The organism is Azospirillum sp. A1-3 (assembly GCF_023806445.1).
Lineage (GTDB): Bacteria > Pseudomonadota > Alphaproteobacteria > Azospirillales > Azospirillaceae > Azospirillum.
This window is the reverse complement of the sequence record NZ_JAMSLU010000005.1, coordinates 133,471-153,122: the sequence shown is the minus strand read 5'-3', so window position 1 is coordinate 153,122 and position 19,652 is coordinate 133,471. Positions and strand designations below refer to the sequence as shown.

17 protein-coding genes are annotated in these 19,652 nt (G+C 67.4%); 12 read left to right on the top strand and 5 right to left on the bottom strand.

Translation table 11 applies throughout. The features are described from left to right. Window positions 1–55 precede the first annotated feature (55 nt). Together M5E06_RS25280 and deoC are read right to left on the bottom strand one after the other, a co-directional pair. Window positions 56–1,102, bottom strand: a complete 1,047-nt coding sequence (locus tag M5E06_RS25280; protein WP_109075795.1) for an autoinducer 2 ABC transporter substrate-binding protein — start codon at window positions 1,100–1,102, stop codon at window positions 56–58. 186 nt (window positions 1,103–1,288) lie between these two features. Further along, window positions 1,289–1,960, bottom strand: a complete 672-nt coding sequence (gene deoC, locus M5E06_RS25275) for a deoxyribose-phosphate aldolase (protein ID WP_252140567.1) — start codon at window positions 1,958–1,960, stop codon at window positions 1,289–1,291. 274 nt (window positions 1,961–2,234) lie between these two features. Between deoC and M5E06_RS25270 the strand changes: the two genes are divergently transcribed. After that, on the top strand, window positions 2,235–3,002 hold the full coding sequence (locus M5E06_RS25270) for a DeoR/GlpR family DNA-binding transcription regulator (protein WP_252140566.1): 768 nt from the start codon (window positions 2,235–2,237) through the stop codon (window positions 3,000–3,002). A gap of 9 nt (window positions 3,003–3,011) precedes the next feature. On the opposite strand, the gene M5E06_RS25265 is transcribed toward M5E06_RS25270, so the two are convergent. Continuing rightward, entirely contained in the window at window positions 3,012–3,959 is a 948-nt protein-coding gene (locus M5E06_RS25265) for a LysR family transcriptional regulator (RefSeq protein WP_252140565.1), read from the bottom strand. A gap of 122 nt (window positions 3,960–4,081) precedes the next feature. On the opposite strand from M5E06_RS25265, the gene M5E06_RS25260 reads away from it, so the two are divergent. The 11 genes from M5E06_RS25260 (at window position 4,082) to fdhF (ending at window position 18,374) form a co-directional block, all read left to right on the top strand. After that, on the top strand, window positions 4,082–5,578 hold the full coding sequence (locus tag M5E06_RS25260; protein ID WP_286208978.1) for a form I ribulose bisphosphate carboxylase large subunit: 1,497 nt from the start codon (window positions 4,082–4,084) through the stop codon (window positions 5,576–5,578). Window positions 5,579–5,591: 13 nt separating this feature from the next. Beyond that, window positions 5,592–6,047, top strand: a complete 456-nt coding sequence (locus tag M5E06_RS25255) for a ribulose bisphosphate carboxylase small subunit (protein WP_252140564.1) — start codon at window positions 5,592–5,594, stop codon at window positions 6,045–6,047. Next, complete coding sequence (gene rpe / locus M5E06_RS25250) at window positions 6,037–6,774, top strand: ribulose-phosphate 3-epimerase (protein WP_252140563.1); 738 nt, start codon at window positions 6,037–6,039, stop codon at window positions 6,772–6,774. The genes M5E06_RS25255 and rpe overlap by 11 nt, the downstream gene beginning before the upstream one ends. Further along, window positions 6,771–7,691 carry a CbbX protein gene (gene cbbX, locus M5E06_RS25245; protein WP_252140562.1) on the top strand — a complete coding sequence of 307 codons (921 nt, stop codon included), beginning with the start codon at window positions 6,771–6,773 and terminating at the stop codon, window positions 7,689–7,691. Before rpe ends, cbbX begins: the two co-directional genes overlap by 4 nt. A gap of 45 nt (window positions 7,692–7,736) precedes the next feature. Further along, on the top strand, window positions 7,737–8,849 hold the full coding sequence (locus tag M5E06_RS25240) for a class 1 fructose-bisphosphatase (RefSeq protein ID WP_252140561.1): 1,113 nt from the start codon (window positions 7,737–7,739) through the stop codon (window positions 8,847–8,849). A gap of 14 nt (window positions 8,850–8,863) precedes the next feature. Further along, the gene (locus tag M5E06_RS25235; protein WP_252140560.1) at window positions 8,864–9,739 is read left to right on the top strand and encodes a phosphoribulokinase; all 876 of its coding nucleotides are present in this window, start codon (window positions 8,864–8,866) and stop codon (window positions 9,737–9,739) included. A 50-nt stretch (window positions 9,740–9,789) separates the two neighbouring features. Further along, on the top strand, window positions 9,790–11,856 hold the full coding sequence (gene tkt, locus M5E06_RS25230) for a transketolase (protein WP_502802007.1): 2,067 nt from the start codon (window positions 9,790–9,792) through the stop codon (window positions 11,854–11,856). 17 nt (window positions 11,857–11,873) lie between these two features. Then, window positions 11,874–12,965, top strand: a complete 1,092-nt coding sequence (fba, locus tag M5E06_RS25225; RefSeq protein WP_252140559.1) for a class II fructose-bisphosphate aldolase — start codon at window positions 11,874–11,876, stop codon at window positions 12,963–12,965. 11 nt (window positions 12,966–12,976) lie between these two features. After that, window positions 12,977–13,702: a phosphoglycolate phosphatase gene (gene gph, locus M5E06_RS25220; protein ID WP_252140558.1), complete on the top strand. Its 726-nt coding sequence runs from the start codon at window positions 12,977–12,979 to the stop codon at window positions 13,700–13,702. A 114-nt stretch (window positions 13,703–13,816) separates the two neighbouring features. Then, window positions 13,817–15,592: an NAD(P)H-dependent oxidoreductase subunit E gene (locus M5E06_RS25215; protein ID WP_252140557.1), complete on the top strand. Its 1,776-nt coding sequence runs from the start codon at window positions 13,817–13,819 to the stop codon at window positions 15,590–15,592. Window positions 15,593–15,602: 10 nt separating this feature from the next. Further along, on the top strand, window positions 15,603–18,374 hold the full coding sequence (gene fdhF / locus M5E06_RS25210; RefSeq protein WP_252140556.1) for a formate dehydrogenase subunit alpha: 2,772 nt from the start codon (window positions 15,603–15,605) through the stop codon (window positions 18,372–18,374). On the opposite strand, the gene M5E06_RS25205 is transcribed toward fdhF, so the two are convergent. Both M5E06_RS25205 and M5E06_RS25200 read right to left on the bottom strand, forming a co-directional pair. Continuing rightward, a complete protein-coding gene (locus M5E06_RS25205; protein WP_252140555.1) occupies window positions 18,334–19,071 on the bottom strand; it encodes a (5-formylfuran-3-yl)methyl phosphate synthase in 738 nt (245 codons plus the stop codon). The genes fdhF and M5E06_RS25205 overlap by 41 nt on opposite strands. Further along, window positions 19,068–19,652, bottom strand: coding sequence for a DUF447 domain-containing protein (locus M5E06_RS25200; RefSeq protein ID WP_252140554.1), 585 nt, complete (start codon window positions 19,650–19,652; stop codon window positions 19,068–19,070). Before M5E06_RS25200 ends, M5E06_RS25205 begins: the two co-directional genes overlap by 4 nt.

Below are 19,652 nucleotides of genomic sequence, written 5' to 3'. Positions count from 1 at the left end.
GAAGACGCGGGCGCCGGCAGCCGTTGCCGGCCATCGGCGCCCGCCCCCGGGGTCATCAGAAGTTGTAGGCGTCCATGTTGTCCTTGGTGACGCCGACCCAGCCCTGGCCGTAGAGCAGGTTCGGCTTCGCGCCCTTCGGGGTGGTCAGGTCGGTGTAGCCGGGCAGGCCGAGGTTCAGGCCGGCCTTGATCTGGTCCTTCTTGCCGTCCAATGCCATGACCGCCAACATGTTCATGGCATAGCCGGCGACGGCCGGATCCCAGAACTGGATGTACTGGATGTCGCCCTGGGCCAGATACTGGCCGGCCACCGACACCAGACCCGTGCCGGAGAAGGACAGCTTGCCCTTCAGCCCGCGCTCGGCGATCAGACGCCCGGCACCGGCCGAGGTCGGCATCGGACCGCCGATGATGCCCTTCAGGTCCGGATAGGTGGTCAGGACTTCCTTCAGCTTGTTGTAGTCGGTGTTGGCGTCGTCATAGGTCTCCAGACGGTTGGTCGCCAACTGCATCTTTGGGAAATGTTCCTTCTGATAGGCGATGGCGCCGTCGATCCACTCGTTCTGCGACTTGGACGTCAGGCTGCCGACGGTGCAGACATACTTGCCCTCGCCGCCCATCGCCTTGCCCAGCACTTCCATGAGCTTGGCGCCGTAGGCGAAGTTGTCGAAGGCCTCCAGCACATAGTCGGCGTTCTGGATGTTCGATGCCTCGTGCGCGATGACCACGATGCCACGGTCGCGCGCCTTCTTCAGCACCGGCTCCACCGCCTCGACCGAGAAGGGGACGATGGTGATGGCGTCCACGCCCTGGGCGATCAGGTTCTCAACCAGCTGGACCTGCGCCGCGGCATCGGCCTGGCTCGGCCCGACCATCCAGGTGTCGTGCCCGGTGTCGGCGGCGAACTGCTTCACGCCTTCGCGCATGCGGTCGAACCAGGCGATGCCGTCGACCTTCACCACGGTGGCGATGGTGTATTTCTTCTTGGTGGCGTCGGACTTCAGCGTCTTGACGGCATCCGGGGTCGGAACCGGATCGGCGGCCATCGCCGGTCCGGCGACCAGCGACGCGGCGACGATGAGCGAAGACAGCAACTTCTTCATGTTGGCGTGACTCCCATGAGAGGCGATTCGCGCAGCACGGCAGAGGCGGGACTCCGCAACCCACCGTCGGCGCCGGGGTGTTTGCCACCCCTTCCGCGTTCCGTTTTTCGTGATGCCGTGCCGGGTGGGACGGACGGAACTCCCGCCCGACCGGCACGCTGTGCGGCGTGCGCGCCGCCGGCGGGGTCAGCCGCCGACGATGGTCACGCTGGCGCTGGCGCCGATGCGCGAGGCACCGGCCGCGATCATGCGGCGGGCATCCTCGGTGGTCCGTACGCCGCCCGAAGCCTTGACACCCATGCCGTCGCCGACGGTCCGGCGCATCAGCGCCACATCCTCGACGGTGGCGCCGCCGCCGGCGAAGCCGGTGGAGGTTTTGACGAAATCGGCTCCGGCCTCCTGCGACAGTCGGCAGGCCAGCGCCTTCTCCTCATCGGTGAGCAGGCTGGTCTCGATGATGACCTTCAGCAGGGCGTCGCCGCAGGCCCGCTTAACTGCGGCGATGTCGTCGCGCACCTCCGCCGTCCGTCCGGCTTTCAGCAGGCCGATCGGGATCACCATGTCGACCTCGCGGGCGCCGTGGCGCACCACCCATTCCGCCTCGTCCGCCTTGATCGCCGTTGGATCGGCGCCGAAGGGGAAGCAGATCACGGCGCAGGGCGCCACCGGCGATCCGGCCAGCCGTTCGCTCACGAGCGGAATGAAGATGGGGTTGACGCAGACCGCCTTGAAAACGTGTGTGCGCGCTTCGTCGCACAGCCGCTCGACATCTGCCGGCTGCGCATCAGGGCGCAACAGGGTGTGGTCGATGAACGGAGCCAGACCGGCCGGTTCGGTCGGAACGCTGGGCATTGGCATCTTGGTCCTCCCGGGGAGCCCCTTATCCCTTGGGGCCTCTCCTCCTTGTCGCCGGAATGCCGACACCGCTTCGAAGTTCGTTGCGATGTTAACATTCTAACATTTTCTGAAAGGATAGTTTCACGCTGTCGCGCGCTGTGTCAAGATCAATGCATGCCCTTGTGATCCTGGCCACGGCCATCCCGCTTATTGGTTTGCGCCATTGGGATTAACCCGTCCGGATTGTATGGTGCGGCCGCGCGCAGGATGGGCGGAAACGGTGCGGGATGCGGACATGTCGATGAGAAGGGCTGAGCGTCTGAACCGGTTGCAGTCCGCGCTGGATACCGGCGGCTATCTCCGGCTGAAGGATGCGGCCCGGCTGCTGGGTGTTTCCGAAATGACGGTGCGGCGCGACATCGCGTCTTGTGGCGGGCGGTTCGCCTATCTCGGCGGCTACATCGCCGGCGGGCTGGAGAGCGCCGGCGGCATGGGTTACATCCTGGACCGCGAACGCGACGCCCACATAGAGATGAAGCGCGCCGCCTGCGAGGCGGCGGCGACCCTGCTGAAGCCGGGCGAGACGGTGTTCATCGACTGCGGCACCACCACCACCCATCTGGCCAGCCGCATCCCGGCCGACAGCCAGATCACCGTGGTCTGCTACGCCATGAACATCGCGGAGATCGTCTGCAAGAAGCCGGGCGTGCGCGTGGTCATGCTGGGCGGGCTCTATCACGCCTCCTCGGCATCCTTTTCCAGTCCGGAGTCGCTGGAGATGCTGCGCGGCATCGGCATCAACACCGCCTTCATATCGGCCGGCGGCGTGCATGAGTCGCTGGGGATCAGCTGCTCCAACTTCCACGAGGTCGAGATCAAGCAGACCGCTATCGCCAACGCCGTGACCAAGGCGCTGGTGATCGACAGCAGCAAGTTCGATCAGGTCAAGCCGGCCTTCTTCGCCAAGCTCGACAGCTTCGATTTCCTGTGCTGCGACAACGGGCTGGACACTGTGCGGGCCGAGCGGTTGACCGCTGCCGGGGTGCACATCGTGCTGACATGACGCTTGGGTTCAGGTGCCGAGCACCAGCGCCCGATGACTGGCCTGGATGCTGTCGATGATCGCCTGCCCGCGTTCCAGCAGATACCCGCGCAACTGCGCATGCACCGGCAGCAGCGGCAGGCTGCGGCGGTGGGCGATGTACCAGGACCGCATCAAAGGTAGTCCTTCCACCTTCAATTCCCGCAGCATTCCCAGCGCCAGTTCCAAGTCCACGGTGTGACGGGACAGCAGGGCGACGCCGATGCCGGCCATGACCGCTTGCTTGATCGTCTCGTTGCTGCTTGAGGTCATGACGATGCGGGGGGTGAAGCCGTGGCCAGTGAAGTAGGCGTCGGTCAGCGCCCGCGTGCCGGCGCCCTCCTCCCGCGCGATGAAGCCGCTGTCGGCCAGATCGGACAGGCGCAGTGCCGGGACATCGGCCAGCGGATGGGTTGGCGCACAGATGATGATGCTGGGATGGCGGGCGAAGGGCTCGGCCAGCAACTCCTCCCCATCCAGCGGGCGGCCCATGATGGCGAGGTCGACCTCGCCCTTGGCGACCATCGCGTTCACCTCCCGCCGGTTGCCGTCCTGGAGGTGGATGGACACGCCCGGCCGCTCCGCCTGGAAGCGGGAGACCATGTGCGGGGCGATGTATTTGGCGGTGCTGACCAGCCCGATGGTGACGTTGCCGCCGGTCACCCCCTTCAGCGCCTGCATCCGCCGGTCGGCATTGTCCAGCGCCTGGAGGATCAGCGTCGCATGTTCCAGCAGGTCGCGCCCGGCCTCCGTCAGGACGACACGCCTACCCACCCGCTCGAACAGCGGAAAACCGCAATGACCCTCCACCTGCTTGATCTGGAAGGAGACCGCGCCGGGGGTCAGGCCGAACTGCTCCGCCACCCGGGCGAAGGACAGACTGCGGGCGGCGGCGGTGAAGATCTGAAGCTGGCGCAGGGTGGCATGCTGGATGGTCATCGGCCGGCCCACTCATCAGGAATCCCTATCCATACTATGCTGTGTATTTGAATTTTCCTCAACAGTACGTGCCGCTAACATTTTCATCGAACGAACCGAACGCCACCGGCGAGGTGAAGACGATGAATTACGTATCGACGACGCTCCCCAGCAGCCAGGACGCCAGCAACGGCGTGGTCAGCGACCCCAAGGCCCGCTATCGGCCCGGCGTGCTGAAATACCGTCAGATGGGCTATTGGGAGCCCGACTACGAGCCGAAGGACACCGACGTGCTCGCCGTTTTCCGCATCACGCCGCAGGACGGCGTCGACCCGGAGGAAGCGGCGGCGGCGGTCGCCGGCGAAAGCTCCACCGCCACCTGGACCGTGGTTTGGACCGACCGCCTGACCGACTGCGAGCGATATCGCGCCAAGGCCTTCCGCGTCGATCCGGTGCCCGGCACGCCCGGCCAGTATTTCGCCTACATCGCCTATGAACTCGACCTGTTCGAGGAAGGGTCGATCGCCAACCTCACCGCGTCGATCATCGGCAACGTCTTCGGCTTCAAGCCTTTGAAGGGGCTGCGGCTGGAGGACATGCGGATCCCCGTCGCCTATCTGAAGACCTTCCAAGGGCCGGCGACCGGTATCGTGGTGGAGCGCGAGCGGCTCAACAATTTCGGCCGGCCGCTGCTGGGCGCCACCATGAAACCGAAGCTGGGCCTGTCGGGCCGCAACTATGGGCGCGTGGTGTACGAGGCGCTGAAGGGCGGGCTCGACTTCACCAAGGACGACGAGAACATCAACTCGCAGCCCTTCATGCATTGGCGCGACCGCTTCCTCTACTGCATGGAGGGGGTTAACCGCGCCACCGCCGAAACCGGTGAGATCAAGGGAACCTACCTGAACGTCACCGCCGCCACCATGGAGGACATGTACGAGCGCGCCGAGTTCGCCAAGGAACTGGGCAGCGTCATCATCATGATCGACTTGGTGATCGGCTACACCGCCATCCAGTCGATGGCGAAGTGGGCGCGGCGCAACGACATGATCCTGCACCTGCATCGCGCCGGCCATTCCACCTACACCCGGCAAAAGAGCCACGGCGTGTCCTTCCGCGTCATCGCCAAGTGGATGCGCATGGCAGGCGTCGACCACATCCATGCCGGCACCGTCGTCGGCAAGCTGGAGGGCGATCCCAACGTCATCCGCGGCATCTACGACACCTGCCGCGAGACCCACGTCCCGCAGAACCTGCAGCACGGCATCTTCTTCGATCAGCCCTGGGCCGGGCTGAAGCGGATGATGCCGGTGGCGTCCGGCGGCATCCATGCCGGACAGATGCACCAGCTGCTGACCTATCTGGGCGAGGACGTGATCCTGCAGTTCGGCGGCGGCACCATCGGCCATCCCGACGGCATCCAGGCCGGCGCCACCGCCAACCGCGTCGCGCTGGAGACGATGGTCAAGGCCCGCAATGAAGGCCGCGACATCTGGAACGAGGGGCCGGAAATCCTGCGCGACGCCGCCCGCTGGTGCGCACCGCTGCGCGCGGCGCTCGACACCTGGAAGGACGTCACCTTCGATTACGCCTCCACCGACAGCGTTGATTACGTCCCCACCCCCACCGCCGCGATGTGAAGGAGCGATTCCCATGCGTTTGACCCCCATGCGTCTTTCTCAGGGCCAATTCTCCTTCCTGCCGGACCTGACGGGCGAGGAGATCACGAAACAGGTGCAATACGCCCTCGACCAGGGCTGGGCCGTGGCGGTGGAGTTCACCGACGATCCGCACCCGCGCAACAGTTATTGGACGATGTGGGGCAACCCCATGTTCGACCTGCGCGACGCCAAGGGCGTGATGATGGAGATCGACGCCTGCCGCACCGCCCATCCCGACCAGTATGTGAAGGTGCTCGCCTTCGACAGCTCGCACGGGTTCGAGACGGTGCGCATGTCCTACCTGGTCAACCGTCCGGCCGTGGAGCCCGGTTTCGAGCTGCTGCGCGCCGAAGGACCGGGGCGGCGTATCGGCTACACGGTGCGCAGCTATGCCACCGGCCGCCCGCCCGGCGAGCGCTATGGCGGGGAGACCCGTCATGGAACGTGAACCGGGGGAACGTGAGCTGGGACATGGGTACCTTCTCGCCCCCTCGATCCTGTCCGCCGACTTCGCGCGGTTGGGCGAGGAGGTGGAGCGGGTGGTGGAAGCCGGCTGCGAGGTCGTCCATGTCGACGTGATGGACAACCATTATGTCCCCAACCTGACCATCGGTCCGCTGGTCTGCGCCGCCATCTGCCCCCGTACCCGTGCGATCATCGACGTCCATCTGATGGTGCGTCCGGTCGATGCGCTGGTGCCGCTGTTTGCCAAGGCCGGCGCCGACATCATCAGCTTCCACCCGGAGGCGTCGGACCACCCCGACCGCACCCTGGCGCTGATCCGCGAGCAGGGCTGCCGCGCCGGGCTGGCGCTGAACCCGGCCACGCCTCTGGCGCATCTGGACCATGTGATGGACCGGCTGGACCTGATCCTCGTCATGTCGGTCAACCCTGGCTTCGGCGGCCAGTCCTTCATCCCCTCCGCGTTCGAGAAGATCGCCGAGGTCCGCCGCCGCATCGACCGCCACCGTGAGCGCACCGGCCGCGACATCCGTCTGGAGGTGGATGGCGGCATCAAGCCCGACAACATCCGCGCCGTCGCCGACGCCGGGGCCGATGTCTTCGTTGCCGGCTCGGCAATCTTCGGGGCGGCGGACGCCGACGGTGGCTATCGCGGCGTGGTGGGGCGCATGCGCGCCGCGCTGATGGCCGAACCGGAATGGAGGGCGGCATGAGCGAAGCGGCCGACCTTCTCGACCCGGGAACCTGTCACCACCCGGCCGATGCCCCTTCCGTCGATCTCGACGCGCTTTACCGCGACTCCGGCATCGGCGAGATGCTGGCGGGGATGGACCGCGAGCTGGTCGGGCTGACGCCGGTGAAGACCCGCATCCGCGAGATCGCCGCCCTTCTGCTGGTGGAACGTGCCCGCCGCAGCATCGGCCTCCGGGCGGAGCCGCCGTCGCTGCACATGTGCTTCACCGGCAATCCCGGCACGGGTAAGACCACGGTGGCGCGGCGCATGGCCGGGCTTCTCCATGGGCTGGGCTATATCCGGCGCGACCACGTCGTCAGCGTGACCCGCGACGATCTGGTCGGCCAGTATATCGGCCACACGGCACCCAAGACGAAGGAGGTGCTGAAGCGCGCGATGGGCGGCGTGCTTTTCATCGACGAGGCCTATTACCTCTACCGGCCGGAGAACGAGCGCGACTATGGCCAGGAGGCCATCGAAATCCTGCTGCAGGTGATGGAGGACAACCGCGACGACCTCGTGGTGATCCTCGCCGGCTACCGCGACCGTATGGACATTTTCTTCCGCTCCAACCCCGGCATGGCGTCGCGCATTGCCCACCATGTCGATTTCCCCGACTACGAAGCGGATGAGCTGCTGGAGATCGCCCGGCTGATGACGGCCGGCATGCAGTACCGCTTCGCGCCGGAGGCGGAGCGGGCGATGGCCGACTACATCGTTTGCCGCATGGCCCAGCCGCGCTTCGCCAACGCCCGCTCCATCCGCAACGCGCTCGACCGCGCCCGCCTGCGACAGGCCAACCGCCTGTTCGAGGCGCGCAGCAGCGTCATCGGCGCCGCCGACCTGCTGACCATCGCCGAGGAGGACATCCGCCAAAGCCGCGTCTTCACACAATAGGCCGGCAAAAAGCCGGCCGCACAAAACACTAGAGAGGGGGAACCGATGCCGTACCGTCACACGACCTTCAGCAAATTCATCATCGAAGACCAGCGCCGCCGCGGCGGGGCCGACACCGACCTGACCGCGCTGCTCAACGATGTGCAGACCGCGTGCAAGTTCATCGCCAGCGCTGCCGCCCGTGGATCGCTGGCGCCGTCCGCCGGCCAGCCGGCAGTCCCGGCACCCGAACCCGGCGTCAACGTCCATGGCGAGACGCAGAAGCCTCTGGACCTGATCGCCAACGAGATCATGCTGCGCACCTGCGAATATGGCGGCAAGCTCTGCGGCATGGCGTCGGAGGAGATGGAGGAACCCTACCGCATCCCCCGCGAATATCCGCGCGGCCGCTATCTGCTGGCCTTCGACCCGCTGGACGGTTCGTCGAATGTGGACGTCAACCTGACGGTCGGCACAATCTTCTCCATTCTCAAGGCGCCCGACGGCGTGGATGAGCCGGAGGTGGAGCATTTCCTGCAGCCCGGCACCCAGCAGGTGGCGGCGGGATTCGCCCTCTACGGCCCGGCCGACATGATCATCGCCACCTTCGGCGAGGGCGTGCACGGCTTCACGCTGGACCGCGAGATCGGCGCCTACACCCTGACCCATCCGAACATGCGCATTCCCGACAATGTCTGCGAATTCGCCATCAACAGCTCCAACGCCCGCTTCTGGGAGCCGCCGGTGCGCCAGTATGTCGAGGAATGCATCAAGGGCAGTTCCGGCCCGCGCGAGGCCGATTTCAACATGCGCTGGATCGCGTCCCTGGTGGCGGAGGTCTACCGCATCCTGATCCGCGGCGGCGTCTTCCTCTATCCGCGTGATGCCCGTCCCACCCACAAGCCGGGACGGCTGCGCCTTCTCTACGAGGCGAACCCCATCGCGATGCTGGTGGAACAGGCGGGCGGAGCGGCCAGCACCGGGCGGCAGCGTATCCTCGACATCAAGCCGATGGCCCTGCACCAGCGCGTGCCGGTGATCCTGGGCTCGAAGACGGAGGTGGAGCGGCTGGTCGCCTATCACGCCGCCTACGACCGGGGGGAGGAACTGTCCTTCCACGCACCGCTGTTCGGCAGCCGGTCGCTGTTCCTGGCGCCTGAATCCGCGGCGCTCGGCTGAGGGAGGAACACACCATGTCGATCCGTCATCCGATCATCGTCGTCACCGGCTCTTCCGGCGCCGGGACCACCACCGTCACCCGCACCTTCCAGCAGATCTTCCGCCGGGAGGGCGTTTCCGCCGCCCTCGTCGAAGGCGACAGCTTCCACCGCTACGACCGGCGGGAGATGCGCGCCAAGGTCGCCGAGGCGCAGGAGGAGCCCCATTCGACCTTCAGCCATTTCGGCCCCGACGCCAACCTGTTCGAGGAGCTGGACGACCTGTTCCGCAGCTATGGCGAGACCGGCAGCGGCCGGACCCGCAAGTACCTGCATGACGAGAAGGAGGCCGAACCCTACGGCCAGGAGCCCGGCACCTTCACGCCGTGGGAAGAGATCGAACCGGGCACCGACCTGCTGTTCTACGAGGGGCTGCATGGCTGCGTCCGCACCGACCGCGTCGATCTCGCCCGCCATGCCGACCTGAAGATCGGCGTCGTTCCGATCGTCAACCTCGAATGGATCCAGAAGATCCACCGCGACCGCAACATGCGGGGCTATTCGGAAGAGGCCATCGTCGACACCATCCTGCGGCGCATGCCCGACTACGTGAAATACATCTGCCCGCAATTCAGCTGCACCGACGTGAATTTCCAGCGTGTTCCCACGGTGGACACCAGCAATCCCTTCATTGCCCGCGACATCCCAACGTCGGACGAGAGCATGCTGGTCATCCGCTTCACCCGGCCAAAGGGCATCGATTTCCCCTATCTGCTGTCGATGCTGAAGGACAGCTTCATGACCCGGCCCAACACCATTGTCTGTCCGGGCGACAAGATGGCGCTGGCGATGCAGCTGATCTTCACGCCGATGATCTGGCAACTCGCCGACCGCAAGAAGAAGGCGTTCTGAAGGGCGCCGGAAAACCAATACCGGGGAGGACACCAGCCATGACTGCGTCGATGACCGCGGACCAAGAGGTCCGCGAACAGGACCGGCTTGCCATGCCGCCAGCCGATAGTCCCGATGAGAGTCCAGACAACGGCTCCGGCCGCCGTATGCTGGCGAACGCGCTGCGCATCCTCGCCATCGATGCGGTGGAGGCTGCGAACTCCGGCCATCCCGGCATGCCGATGGGGATGGCCGACATCGCCGAGGCGCTGTGGCGGCATCATCTGCGCCACAATCCGGCCGACCCGCGCTGGCCCGACCGCGACCGTTTCGTGCTGTCGAACGGGCACGGCTCCATGCTGCTTTACGCGCTGCTTCACCTGACCGGCTACGATCTGCCGATGGAGGAACTGCGGCGCTTCCGGCAGCTCGGTTCGCGCACGCCGGGCCATCCGGAATATGGGGTGACACCGGGGGTGGAGACGACCACCGGGCCGCTGGGGCAGGGCCTTGCGAACGCTGTCGGCATGGCCTTGACTGAACGGCGGCTGGGGGCGGAGTTCAACCGGCCGGGGCACCGCATCGTCGATCACCGGACCTTCTGCTTCGTCGGCGACGGCTGCCTGATGGAGGGGATCAGCCATGAAGCCTGCTCGCTGGCCGGCACGCTGGGGCTGGAAAAGCTGGTGGTCTTCTATGACGACAACGGCATCTCCATCGACGGCCCCGTCGCCGGCTGGTTCGCCGACGACACGCCGCGGCGGTTCGAGGCCTATGGCTGGCGCGTGATCCGCGAGGTGGACGGCCACGATGCTTACGCTCTGGACGCCGCCATCGACGAGGCGCTGACTTCCTGCGGCAAGCCGACATTGGTCTGTTGCCGGACGGTGATCGGCCACGGCTCCCCCACCCGTGCCGGGTCGGCCGAGGTGCATGGCGCACCGCTCGGCGCCGGAGAGGTCGCGGCAACCAGGGCCGCGCTCGGCTGGACCTTTCCGCTCTTCGAGCTGCCGGACGAGGTACGCGCCGGCTGGGACGCCCGGCGGCGCGGTGCCGCGGCGCAGGCGGAGTGGCAATCCCGCTTCTACGCCTATGCCGAGGCCCACCCGCAGGCAGCCGCCGAGTTCCTGCGGCGCATGCGTGGCGAGCTGCCGGAAAACTTCGCCGGGTCCGCCGATGCCTGGATCGCCGCCGTCGCCGAGCGGGCGGAGCCGATGGCGACGCGCAAGGCGTCCCAGCAGGCCATCCAGGCGCTGGCGGGCCTGCTGCCCGAACTGCTGGGCGGATCGGCGGATCTGACCGGTTCCAATCTCACCGACTGGCCGGGGAGCGGCGATCGCCACCTCCATTACGGCGTGCGGGAGTTCGGCATGGCCGCGGTGATGAACGGCATGGCGCTGCATGGCGGCGTCATTCCCTTCGGCGGCACCTTCCTGGTCTTCTCCGACTATGCCCGCAATGGCCTGCGCCTGTCGGCGCTGATGGGGCTTCGCGTGATCCACGTCTTCACCCATGACGGCATCGGCCTGGGCGAGGACGGCCCGACCCACCAGCCGGTGGAGCATGCCGCCAGCCTGCGCCTGATGCCGAACCTCGATGTCTGGCGCCCCTGCGACGCCTTGGAGACCGCCATCGCCTGGCGGGCGGCGGTTGAGCGGGCGGACGGGCCGACCGCCCTGCTGCTGTCGCGCCAGACCCTGCCGGCCCAAGGAGCTGGCCAATCCGGCATGGCCCGGACCCGTGATGCGGCCCGCGGCGGCTATGTGCTGGCCGATGACGGACGGCCCGATGTCGTCCTGATCGCCACCGGATCGGAGGTGCCCATCGCGATGGAAGCGCGTCGTCTGCTCGCCGACCGGGGCATCGCCGCTCGGGTCGTCTCCATGCCCTGCTGCGAGGTCTTCGACCGGCAGGACGAAGCATGGCGCAGCAGCGTGCTGCCGGCCGGCGTTCCCCGGCTGGCGGTGGAGGCCGGGGCGACCGGGCTGTGGCGCGCCACCGTCGGGCTGGACGGCGACGTGGTCGGCCTCGACCGCTACGGCGAATCCGCCCCCGCCGGCGACCTTTACCGCCATTTCGGCATCACTGTGGAGGCGGTCGCCGACCGCGCCCAACGCCTCTGCTCCCCCCAATCTTGAATCGGAGACCTCCCGCGATGGCCTTGATCTCCCTTCGACAGCTCCTCGACCATGCGGCCGAGCATGGCTATGGCGTGCCGGCCTTCAACATCAACAACATGGAACAGATCCAGGCGATCATGCAGGCGGCGGACGACTGCGCCAGCCCGGTGATCCTGCAGGCGTCCGCCGGCGCGCGGAAATATGCCGGCGAGCCGTTCCTGCGCCATATGGTGCAGGCCGCGGTGGAGATGTGGCCGCACATCCCCATCTGCCTTCACCAGGACCATGGCGCCAGCCCTGCCGTCTGCCAGCAGGCGATCCGCTCCGGCTTCACCAGCGTGATGATGGACGGTTCGCTGCTGGACGACATGAAAACGCCGGCAAGCTACGACTACAACATCCGCGTCACCCGGCAGGTGGTGGAGCAGGCGCACGCCGTCGGCGTCTCGGTGGAGGGCGAACTGGGTTGCCTCGGCTCGCTGGAGACCGGCAGGGCGGGGGAGGAGGACGGCTCCGGCGCCGTCGGCACGCTGTCGCGCGACCAGCTGTTGACCGACCCGGAACAGGCGGCGGATTTCGTGGCGCGGACGGGGGTGGACGCGCTCGCCATCGCCATCGGCACCAGCCACGGCGCCTACAAGTTCAGCCGCCGCCCGGATGGCGAGGTGCTGGCGATCGACCGCATCCGGGCCATCCACGACCGCATCCCCGATACCCATCTGGTGATGCACGGATCGTCCAGCGTGCCGCAGGAGTGGTTGGAGATCATCCGCGCCCATGGCGGCAGCATCCGCGAGACCTACGGCGTTCCGGTCGAGGAGATCCGCGAGGGAATCCGCAACGGTGTGCGCAAGGTCAACATCGACACCGACATCCGCCTCGCCATGAGCGGCAGCCTGCGCCGCGCGATGATGACGCGGCCCGAGGAGTTCGACCCGCGCAAATTCCTGGCCGAGGCGACCAAGGCCGCCCGCGCCCTCTGCCGCGAGCGGTTCGAAGCCTTCGGGACCGCCGGGCAGGCGGAGCGAATCGTGCCCCTGCCGCTGGAGCGCATGGCCGCCCGTGCCGCAGCGCTGGAGTTCGCTGCGGTGGAGCGGCGATCCCCGGCGTTGATGGCCTCCGGCTGACGGAGGGAGCGTTGAGCAAGCCTGCACCCGTGATTTTCGACCTCGATGGCACGCTGATCGACAGCGCACCGCATCTGGGCCACGCCCTCAACCGCCTCCTTGCCGAACGGGGCCGGCCGGCGGTGACTGGGGAGATGCTGCGCAGCCTCATCGGCGACGGTCCCCGGCTGCTGGTGGAGCGCGGCTTCGCCGTCACCGGCCGGACGCTGCCGGTGGAGGAGGTTGGTCCGGCCCTGGCGCGCTTCCTCGACCTCTATGCCGGACTTCCCGCTGATCCGGGCAGCGTCTATCCCGGCGTGCCTCAGACGCTGGCATGGCTGGCCGACGCCGGCCACCCCATCGGCCTGTGCACCAACAAACCCCAGGCCATCGCCCGCAGCCTGCTGGCCGAGTTGGGGCTTCTGCCGTTCTTCGGCGCCATTGTCGGCGGCGACAGCCTGCCCCAGCGCAAACCGGCCCCGGAACCTCTGCTGGCGGTGCTGGCTGCGCTGGGTGCTCCGACTTCTGCCGCTGTGATGGTGGGAGACGGTCCGAACGACGTGGCCGCCGCCCACGCCGCCGGGGTCGCCTCCATTCTCGTTTCCTATGGGTATGCCCGCGGCAACCCGGCCGATCTTCCCGCCGACCGCTTGATCCGCCATTTCACCGACCTTCCGGACGCGCTGGAAGCCGTCCGCCGCAATCGTCCCGTCACCCCCTCCGACTTTCCCATCCGGTCGCTGCTGGACTTGATTTAGAATGCTGACATTCAGCAGCAGATGCGTTATCGTGGCATCTGGTATACGAGACACCAGGAACTTGGGATCGCGACAACCAGAAGCGCGGACCATCCAGCAGAGGCCAGAACCGCCGTGACCGCATTCCCACCGATCATCAGCGCGACGCCGCCCGGCGGCGTTCCTGCCCGCAGCATCCATCCCGGCTCCGGCCGCCGCAAGACGCGCGACCAGCAGAAGGGCCGTCAGGTCGATCCCGTCAGTCTGGAGGAGGTGCGGGCGCTTCTCGGCGACCGCTCCCGTCAGGCCGACCTGCTGATCGAACATCTCCACCTGCTGCAGGACCATTACGGCTGCCTGCATGCCCGTCACCTCGCCGCCCTGGCGAAGGAGATGCGGCTGGCGCTGGTCGAGGTGTTCGAAGTGGCATCCTTCTACGCCCATTTCGACATCGTGATGGACGGCGAGCCGGCGCCGCCGAAGCTCACCATCCGTGTCTGCGACTCGCTGAGCTGCGCGCTCGCCGGGGCCGAACAGCTCCACGAGGCGCTGAAGGCCGGCGTCGACGAAAGCGAGGTCCGCGTCGTGCGCGCTCCCTGCATGGGCGGCTGTAACAACGCGCCCGTCGTGGCGATCGGCCATGCCCCGCACGAGAACGCGACGGTCGAAAGCGTGCTCGACGCCGTTGCCCACGGCCATACCCACCCCGACATCCCCAACTATCTGGGCTTCGACGAGTATATCCGCAGCGGCGGCTACAAGATGCTGGCCGAATGCCTGGACGGCGCGCGCGACGTCGATGCCGTGCTGAAGATGCTGGAGGATTCCAGCATCCGCGGCCTGGGCGGCGCCGGCTTCCCCACTGGCCTGAAATGGCGCTATGTCCGGGCGGAGCCGGGGCCGCGCATGATGGCGATCAATGGTGACGAGGGCGAGCCCGGCACCTTCAAGGACCGCTTCCATCTGGAGCGCGACCCGCACCGCTTCCTGGAAGGGATGCTGATCGGCGCCTGGACGGTCGAGGCGACGGACGTCTACATCTATCTGCGCGACGAATACCCGCAATGCCGGGAAATCCTGCTGCGTGAGATCCCGAAGGTCGAGGCCGCCGGTCTGGCCCGCCACACCCGCATCCATCTGCGGCGCGGCGCCGGCGCCTATATCTGCGGCGAGGAATCGGCGATGCTGGAAAGCATCGAGGGCAAGCGCGGCCTGCCCCGGCACAAGCCGCCCTTCCCGTCGGTGGTTGGCCTGTTCGGCCGCCCGACCCTGATCAACAACATCGAGACGGTGTTCTGGGTCCGCGAGATCCTGGAGAAGGGCGGGGCCTGGTTTGCCAGCCACGGAGCGAACGGCCGCAAGGGACTGCGCACCTTTTCGGTCTCCGGCCGGGTGAAGGAACCGGGGGTCAAGCTGGCCCCGGCCGGCATCACGCTGCTAGAACTGATCGACCAGTATTGCGGCGGCATGGCCGACGGCCACACGCTGAAGGGCTATCTGCCCGGCGGCCCGTCGGGCGGCATCCTGCCGGCGTCGATGGCAAACATCCCGCTCGATTTCGGTACGCTGGAACCGCACGGCTCCTTCATCGGGTCGGCCGCCGTCGTCGTGCTGTCCGACAAGGACAACATGCGCGACGTGGCGCTCAACCTGCTGAAGTTCTTCGAGGACGAGAGCTGTGGCCAATGCACGCCCTGCCGGGTCGGCACCGAGAAGGCCGTGCGCCTGATCAGCGAGCCGGAATGGGACGAGGAATTGCTGGCGGCGCTTGCCACCGTGATGGGTGATGCCTCGATCTGTGGCCTGGGGCAGGCGGCGATGAATCCGATCAAGCTGGTGATGAAGCATTTCCGTGAGGACTTCGTGTCGCGCCAGGGCACTGCCCAGGGCGCAACCGGGTCGCAGGGGTAAGGAGACCGACATGTCCAACGGCATCACTTTCACCCTGGACGGCACCGAGGTCGAGGCACGCAACGGCGAGACGATCTGGCAGGTCGCCACCCGTGTGGGCACCGAGATCCCGCATCTCTGCCACCGGCCGGAACCGGGCTACCGCCCGGACGGCAACTGCCGCGCCTGCATGGTGGAGATCGAGGGCGAGCGCGTGCTCGCCGCCTCCTGCATCCGCAAGCCCAAACCCGGCATGACGGTGCGCACCGCGTCGGAGCGGGCCAAGGCGTCGCGCAAGCTGGTCTTCGAACTGCTGCTGGCCGACCAGCCAGAGCGGGAGACCGCGCACGACCCCAACTCCACCTTCTGGAAATGGACCGACAAGGTCGAGATCGCCGGCAGCCGCTTCCCCACCGTGGACCGGCCGACCAAGACCGACGACATGTCGCATCCGGCGATGGCGGTCCAGCTCGACGCCTGCATCCACTGCAACCTGTGCGTCCGCGCCTGCCGCGAGGTTCAGGTCAACGACGTCATCGGTATGGCGGCCCGCGGGCATTTGGAAAAGATCGTCTTCGACTTCGACGACCCGATGGGCCAGTCCACCTGCGTCGCCTGCGGCGAGTGCGTGCAGGCCTGCCCGACCGGCGCGCTGATGCCGGCCACCCTGGTGGACCAGCAGGGCGTCTACACCAACGCTCCTGACCGTGAGGTTGACTCGGTCTGCCCCTATTGCGGCGTCGGCTGCCAGCTGACCTACAAGGTCAAGGACAACAAGATCGTCGCCGTCGATGGCCGCGACGGTCCGTCGAACCAGAATCGCCTGTGCGTCAAGGGCCGCTTCGGCTTCGATTACGCCCATCACGGCGACCGTCTGACCGTGCCGCTGATCCGCAAGGAAGGCGTGTCCAAGCACGACGTCGACATCGATCCGATGAACCCCTTCACCCATTTCCGCGAAGCGACCTGGGACGAGGCGCTGGCGGTGGCGGCCGGGGGCCTGCGCAAGATCCGCGACGAGCGCGGCGGCAATGCGCTGGCCGGCTTCGGGTCGGCCAAGGGGTCGAACGAAGAGGCCTACCTGTTCCAGAAGCTGGTCCGCACCGGCTTCGGCACCAACAACGTCGACCATTGCACGCGGCTCTGCCACGCCTCGTCGGTGGCGGCGCTGATCGAGGGCGTCGGGTCGGGGGCGGTGTCGGCGCCCTTCATGGCGGCGGAGGATGCCGAGGTCATCGTCATCATCGGCGCCAATCCGACGGAGAACCATCCCGTCGCCGCGACCTTCTTCAAGAACGCGGCGGAGCGTGGGGCGAAGCTGATCGTCATGGATCCGCGCGGGCTCGCCATGGCGCGCCACGCCACGCACATGCTGCAGTTCACGCCGGGCCGCGACGTGTCGATGCTGAACGCCATCCTCCACACCATCATCGCGGAGGGGCTGTACGACCGCCAGTATGTCCAGGCCAACACCGAGGATTTCGAGGCGCTGGCCGAGACGGTCAAGGATTATCCGCCGGAGGAGATGGAGAAGGTCTGCGGCATCCCCGCCGCGACCCTGCGCACGGTGGCGCGTCTGTTCGCCCGGTCCAAGGCGTCGATCATCTTCTGGGGCATGGGCGTGTCGCAGCACATCCACGGCACCGACAACAGCCGCTGCCTGATCGCGCTGTCGCTGGTTACCGGCCAGATCGGCCGCCCCGGCACCGGCCTGCACCCGCTGCGCGGCCAGAACAACGTCCAGGGCGCGTCCGACGCCGGCCTGATCCCGATGTTCTACCCCGACTACAAGTCGGTCGAGGATCCGGAGGTCCAGTCCTTCTACGAGAACTACTGGGGCACCAAGCTGGACGGCAAGCGCGGCCTGACTGTGGTCGAGATCATGGACGCCATCCATGACGGCCGGATCAAGGGCCTCTACATCGAGGGCGAGAACCCGGCGATGTCCGATCCGGACGTGACCCACGCCCGCGAGGCGCTGGCCATGCTGGACCATCTGGTGGTGCAGGACATCTTCCTGACCGAAACGGCGAAATACGCCGACGTGGTGCTTCCGGCCTCGGCTTGGCCGGAGAAGGACGGCACCGTCATCAACACCAACCGTCAGGTCCAAATGGGCCGCGCCGCGGTGCCGATGCCGGGCGAGGCGCGCCAGGATCTGTGGATCATCCAGGACATGGCGCGTGGGCTCGGCCTGAACTGGAACTACACCCATGTGTCGGAGGTGTTCGCGGAGATGGTCGGCGCCATGCCGTCGCTCGCCAACATCACCTGGGAGCGGGTGGAGCGCGAGGGCTCCGTCACTTACCCGGTCGACAGCCCGGACGAGCCCGGCCACGACATCGTCTTCGGCAACGGCTTCCCGACCAAGTCCGGCCGCGGGCGCTTCGTGCCGGCGCGGCCGATCAACCCCGCGGAGACGCCGGACCTCGACTACCCGCTGGTGCTCACCACCGGGCGTCAGCTGGAGCACTGGCACACCGGGTCGATGACCCGTCGGTCGAGCGTTCTGGATGCGGTGGAGCCGGAGGCGGTGGCCTATGTCTCCCCGCACGACCTCACCCGCGCCGGGATGAGAAGCGGCGACTACATGCTGGTGTCGAGCCGGCGAGGCACCATCCGGCTGAAGGCGCGCATCGACGACCGCATGCCGGTGGGCTTGGTCTTCATTCCCTTCGCCTACGCGGAAGCCGCGGCGAATGTGCTGACCAACCCGCAGCTCGACCCGTTCGGCAAGATCCCGGAGTTCAAATACTGCGCGATCAAGATCGAACGGGCTCAGGTTGCCGAGGCGGCGGAGTAGCCGTCGGCAACCCGGCCACGCAGGCGGCGACCTTTGAGACCGCCTGCGGGTCGATGCCGGCGGTCCGCTCCCCGCCGCACAGCGCGCCGCGGAAGCCGAGATAGTCGGGCGACAGGGCCATCAGGGCCGGGATGTCTGCGACCCGCAGCGACCCGGCCAGCCCGGTCAGCAGCCGGTGCGCCCGTGCGCAGCACACGAAAGAGCCCAATTGGTCATCCTGCCAATGGTGGCGCAGGCCTTGGCGTTTGCCGGCGGTGTCCAGCATCACCCCGCGAAAGCCGGCGGCGGCCAGCCTGTCGATGGGCAGGCAGCAGGGATCGCTGGGCCACAGGTCGGCGAAGAGCACGGCGATCAGCTTTGCTCCCTCCGCCGCCAGCGGCGCCAGCGCATCGATGCAGCGGTCGGGCGCGCCGTCCGGTGCAAAGCCGATCTTGACGAAATCCACGCCGGTGCCGGCGATGAGGCGCGCCGCCGGCACCACGGCGTCAGGCCGCATCGGCTGATCGCCGATGGTGGCGCTCAGCCTTGGCCGCCTGGGCATGTTCGCCATGTCCTGAACCACCAAGGCGATATCCCCCGGATCCCAGGCGCCGAGCGCTCCGGCGTTGGGGTCCTTCAGGTCGAGGATGTCGGGTCCCGCCGGCAGGACCAGGGAGATTTCCGCCGCGTCCGCGACGCTGGCCAGCCATCCGGTCATGTGTCCTCCCCCGCTTGGTGAGCGGCGATGCGGGCCATCAGCCAATCCCAGGCTTCCAGCTCATGCGGGCCGGCGGTCTTGCCGATGGCGATGGACAGATAGTCGGCCTCGCGCGCGATCTTGTCCATGGGCAGCATGTGCAGCCGGCTGACCAGGATCGCCGCCTCGATCACCGCCGCCTGCGCCCGGTTGAAGCCGCGGAAGCGGGCCTGCGTCGCGGCATGGACGGTGCGGCAGTGGAAGCGTGGGCGAACCGGGTCGTCCTCCACCTGCACGACGGTGATTTCCTCGTGCGACAGGCAGTCGGCCAGACGGGGCGCGTCGATCCGGTCGGCAGGAACGGTCGGCCAGTCGCGGCGGCGTCCGCTGATGCAGCCGGCGAAAACCCGTACGTCGTCGGTGTGGTTGACGACGGCACAGCGCCGGGCAAGCAGATTGTCCAGTGTCCGCGACGGCCGGAACGGGGCCAGGATGAAGCGCTCGCCCTCGCCGTCCAGCTCCACCGTCACGCCCATCGGCGCCACATGGGGCCGCCCGTCGGCGCCGGTGGTGGTGATGATGGTCTCGCGGATCAGGGGCAT

What these genes read in the sequence shown, in the direction of transcription:
- M5E06_RS25260 (WP_286208978.1), top strand. Translation starts at nt 4,082, where the DNA reads ATGAATTACGTATCGACGACGCTCCCCAGCAGCCAGGACGCCAGCAAC.
- fba (WP_252140559.1), top strand. Translation starts at nt 11,874, where the DNA reads ATGGCCTTGATCTCCCTTCGACAGCTCCTCGACCATGCGGCCGAGCAT.
- M5E06_RS25200 (WP_252140554.1), bottom strand. Translation starts at nt 19,652, where the DNA reads ATGCCCCTGATCCGCGAGACCATCATCACCACCACCGGCGCCGACGGG.
- fdhF (WP_252140556.1), top strand. Translation starts at nt 15,603, where the DNA reads ATGTCCAACGGCATCACTTTCACCCTGGACGGCACCGAGGTCGAGGCA.
- cbbX (WP_252140562.1), top strand. Translation starts at nt 6,771, where the DNA reads ATGAGCGAAGCGGCCGACCTTCTCGACCCGGGAACCTGTCACCACCCG.
- tkt (WP_502802007.1), top strand. Translation starts at nt 9,790, where the DNA reads ATGACCGCGGACCAAGAGGTCCGCGAACAGGACCGGCTTGCCATGCCG.
- M5E06_RS25255 (WP_252140564.1), top strand. Translation starts at nt 5,592, where the DNA reads ATGCGTTTGACCCCCATGCGTCTTTCTCAGGGCCAATTCTCCTTCCTG.
- M5E06_RS25265 (WP_252140565.1), bottom strand. Translation starts at nt 3,959, where the DNA reads ATGACCATCCAGCATGCCACCCTGCGCCAGCTTCAGATCTTCACCGCC.
- M5E06_RS25205 (WP_252140555.1), bottom strand. Translation starts at nt 19,071, where the DNA reads ATGACCGGATGGCTGGCCAGCGTCGCGGACGCGGCGGAAATCTCCCTG.
- rpe (WP_252140563.1), top strand. Translation starts at nt 6,037, where the DNA reads ATGGAACGTGAACCGGGGGAACGTGAGCTGGGACATGGGTACCTTCTC.
- M5E06_RS25280 (WP_109075795.1), bottom strand. Translation starts at nt 1,102, where the DNA reads ATGAAGAAGTTGCTGTCTTCGCTCATCGTCGCCGCGTCGCTGGTCGCC.
- M5E06_RS25240 (WP_252140561.1), top strand. Translation starts at nt 7,737, where the DNA reads ATGCCGTACCGTCACACGACCTTCAGCAAATTCATCATCGAAGACCAG.
- deoC (WP_252140567.1), bottom strand. Translation starts at nt 1,960, where the DNA reads ATGCCAATGCCCAGCGTTCCGACCGAACCGGCCGGTCTGGCTCCGTTC.
- M5E06_RS25270 (WP_252140566.1), top strand. Translation starts at nt 2,235, where the DNA reads ATGTCGATGAGAAGGGCTGAGCGTCTGAACCGGTTGCAGTCCGCGCTG.
- M5E06_RS25235 (WP_252140560.1), top strand. Translation starts at nt 8,864, where the DNA reads ATGTCGATCCGTCATCCGATCATCGTCGTCACCGGCTCTTCCGGCGCC.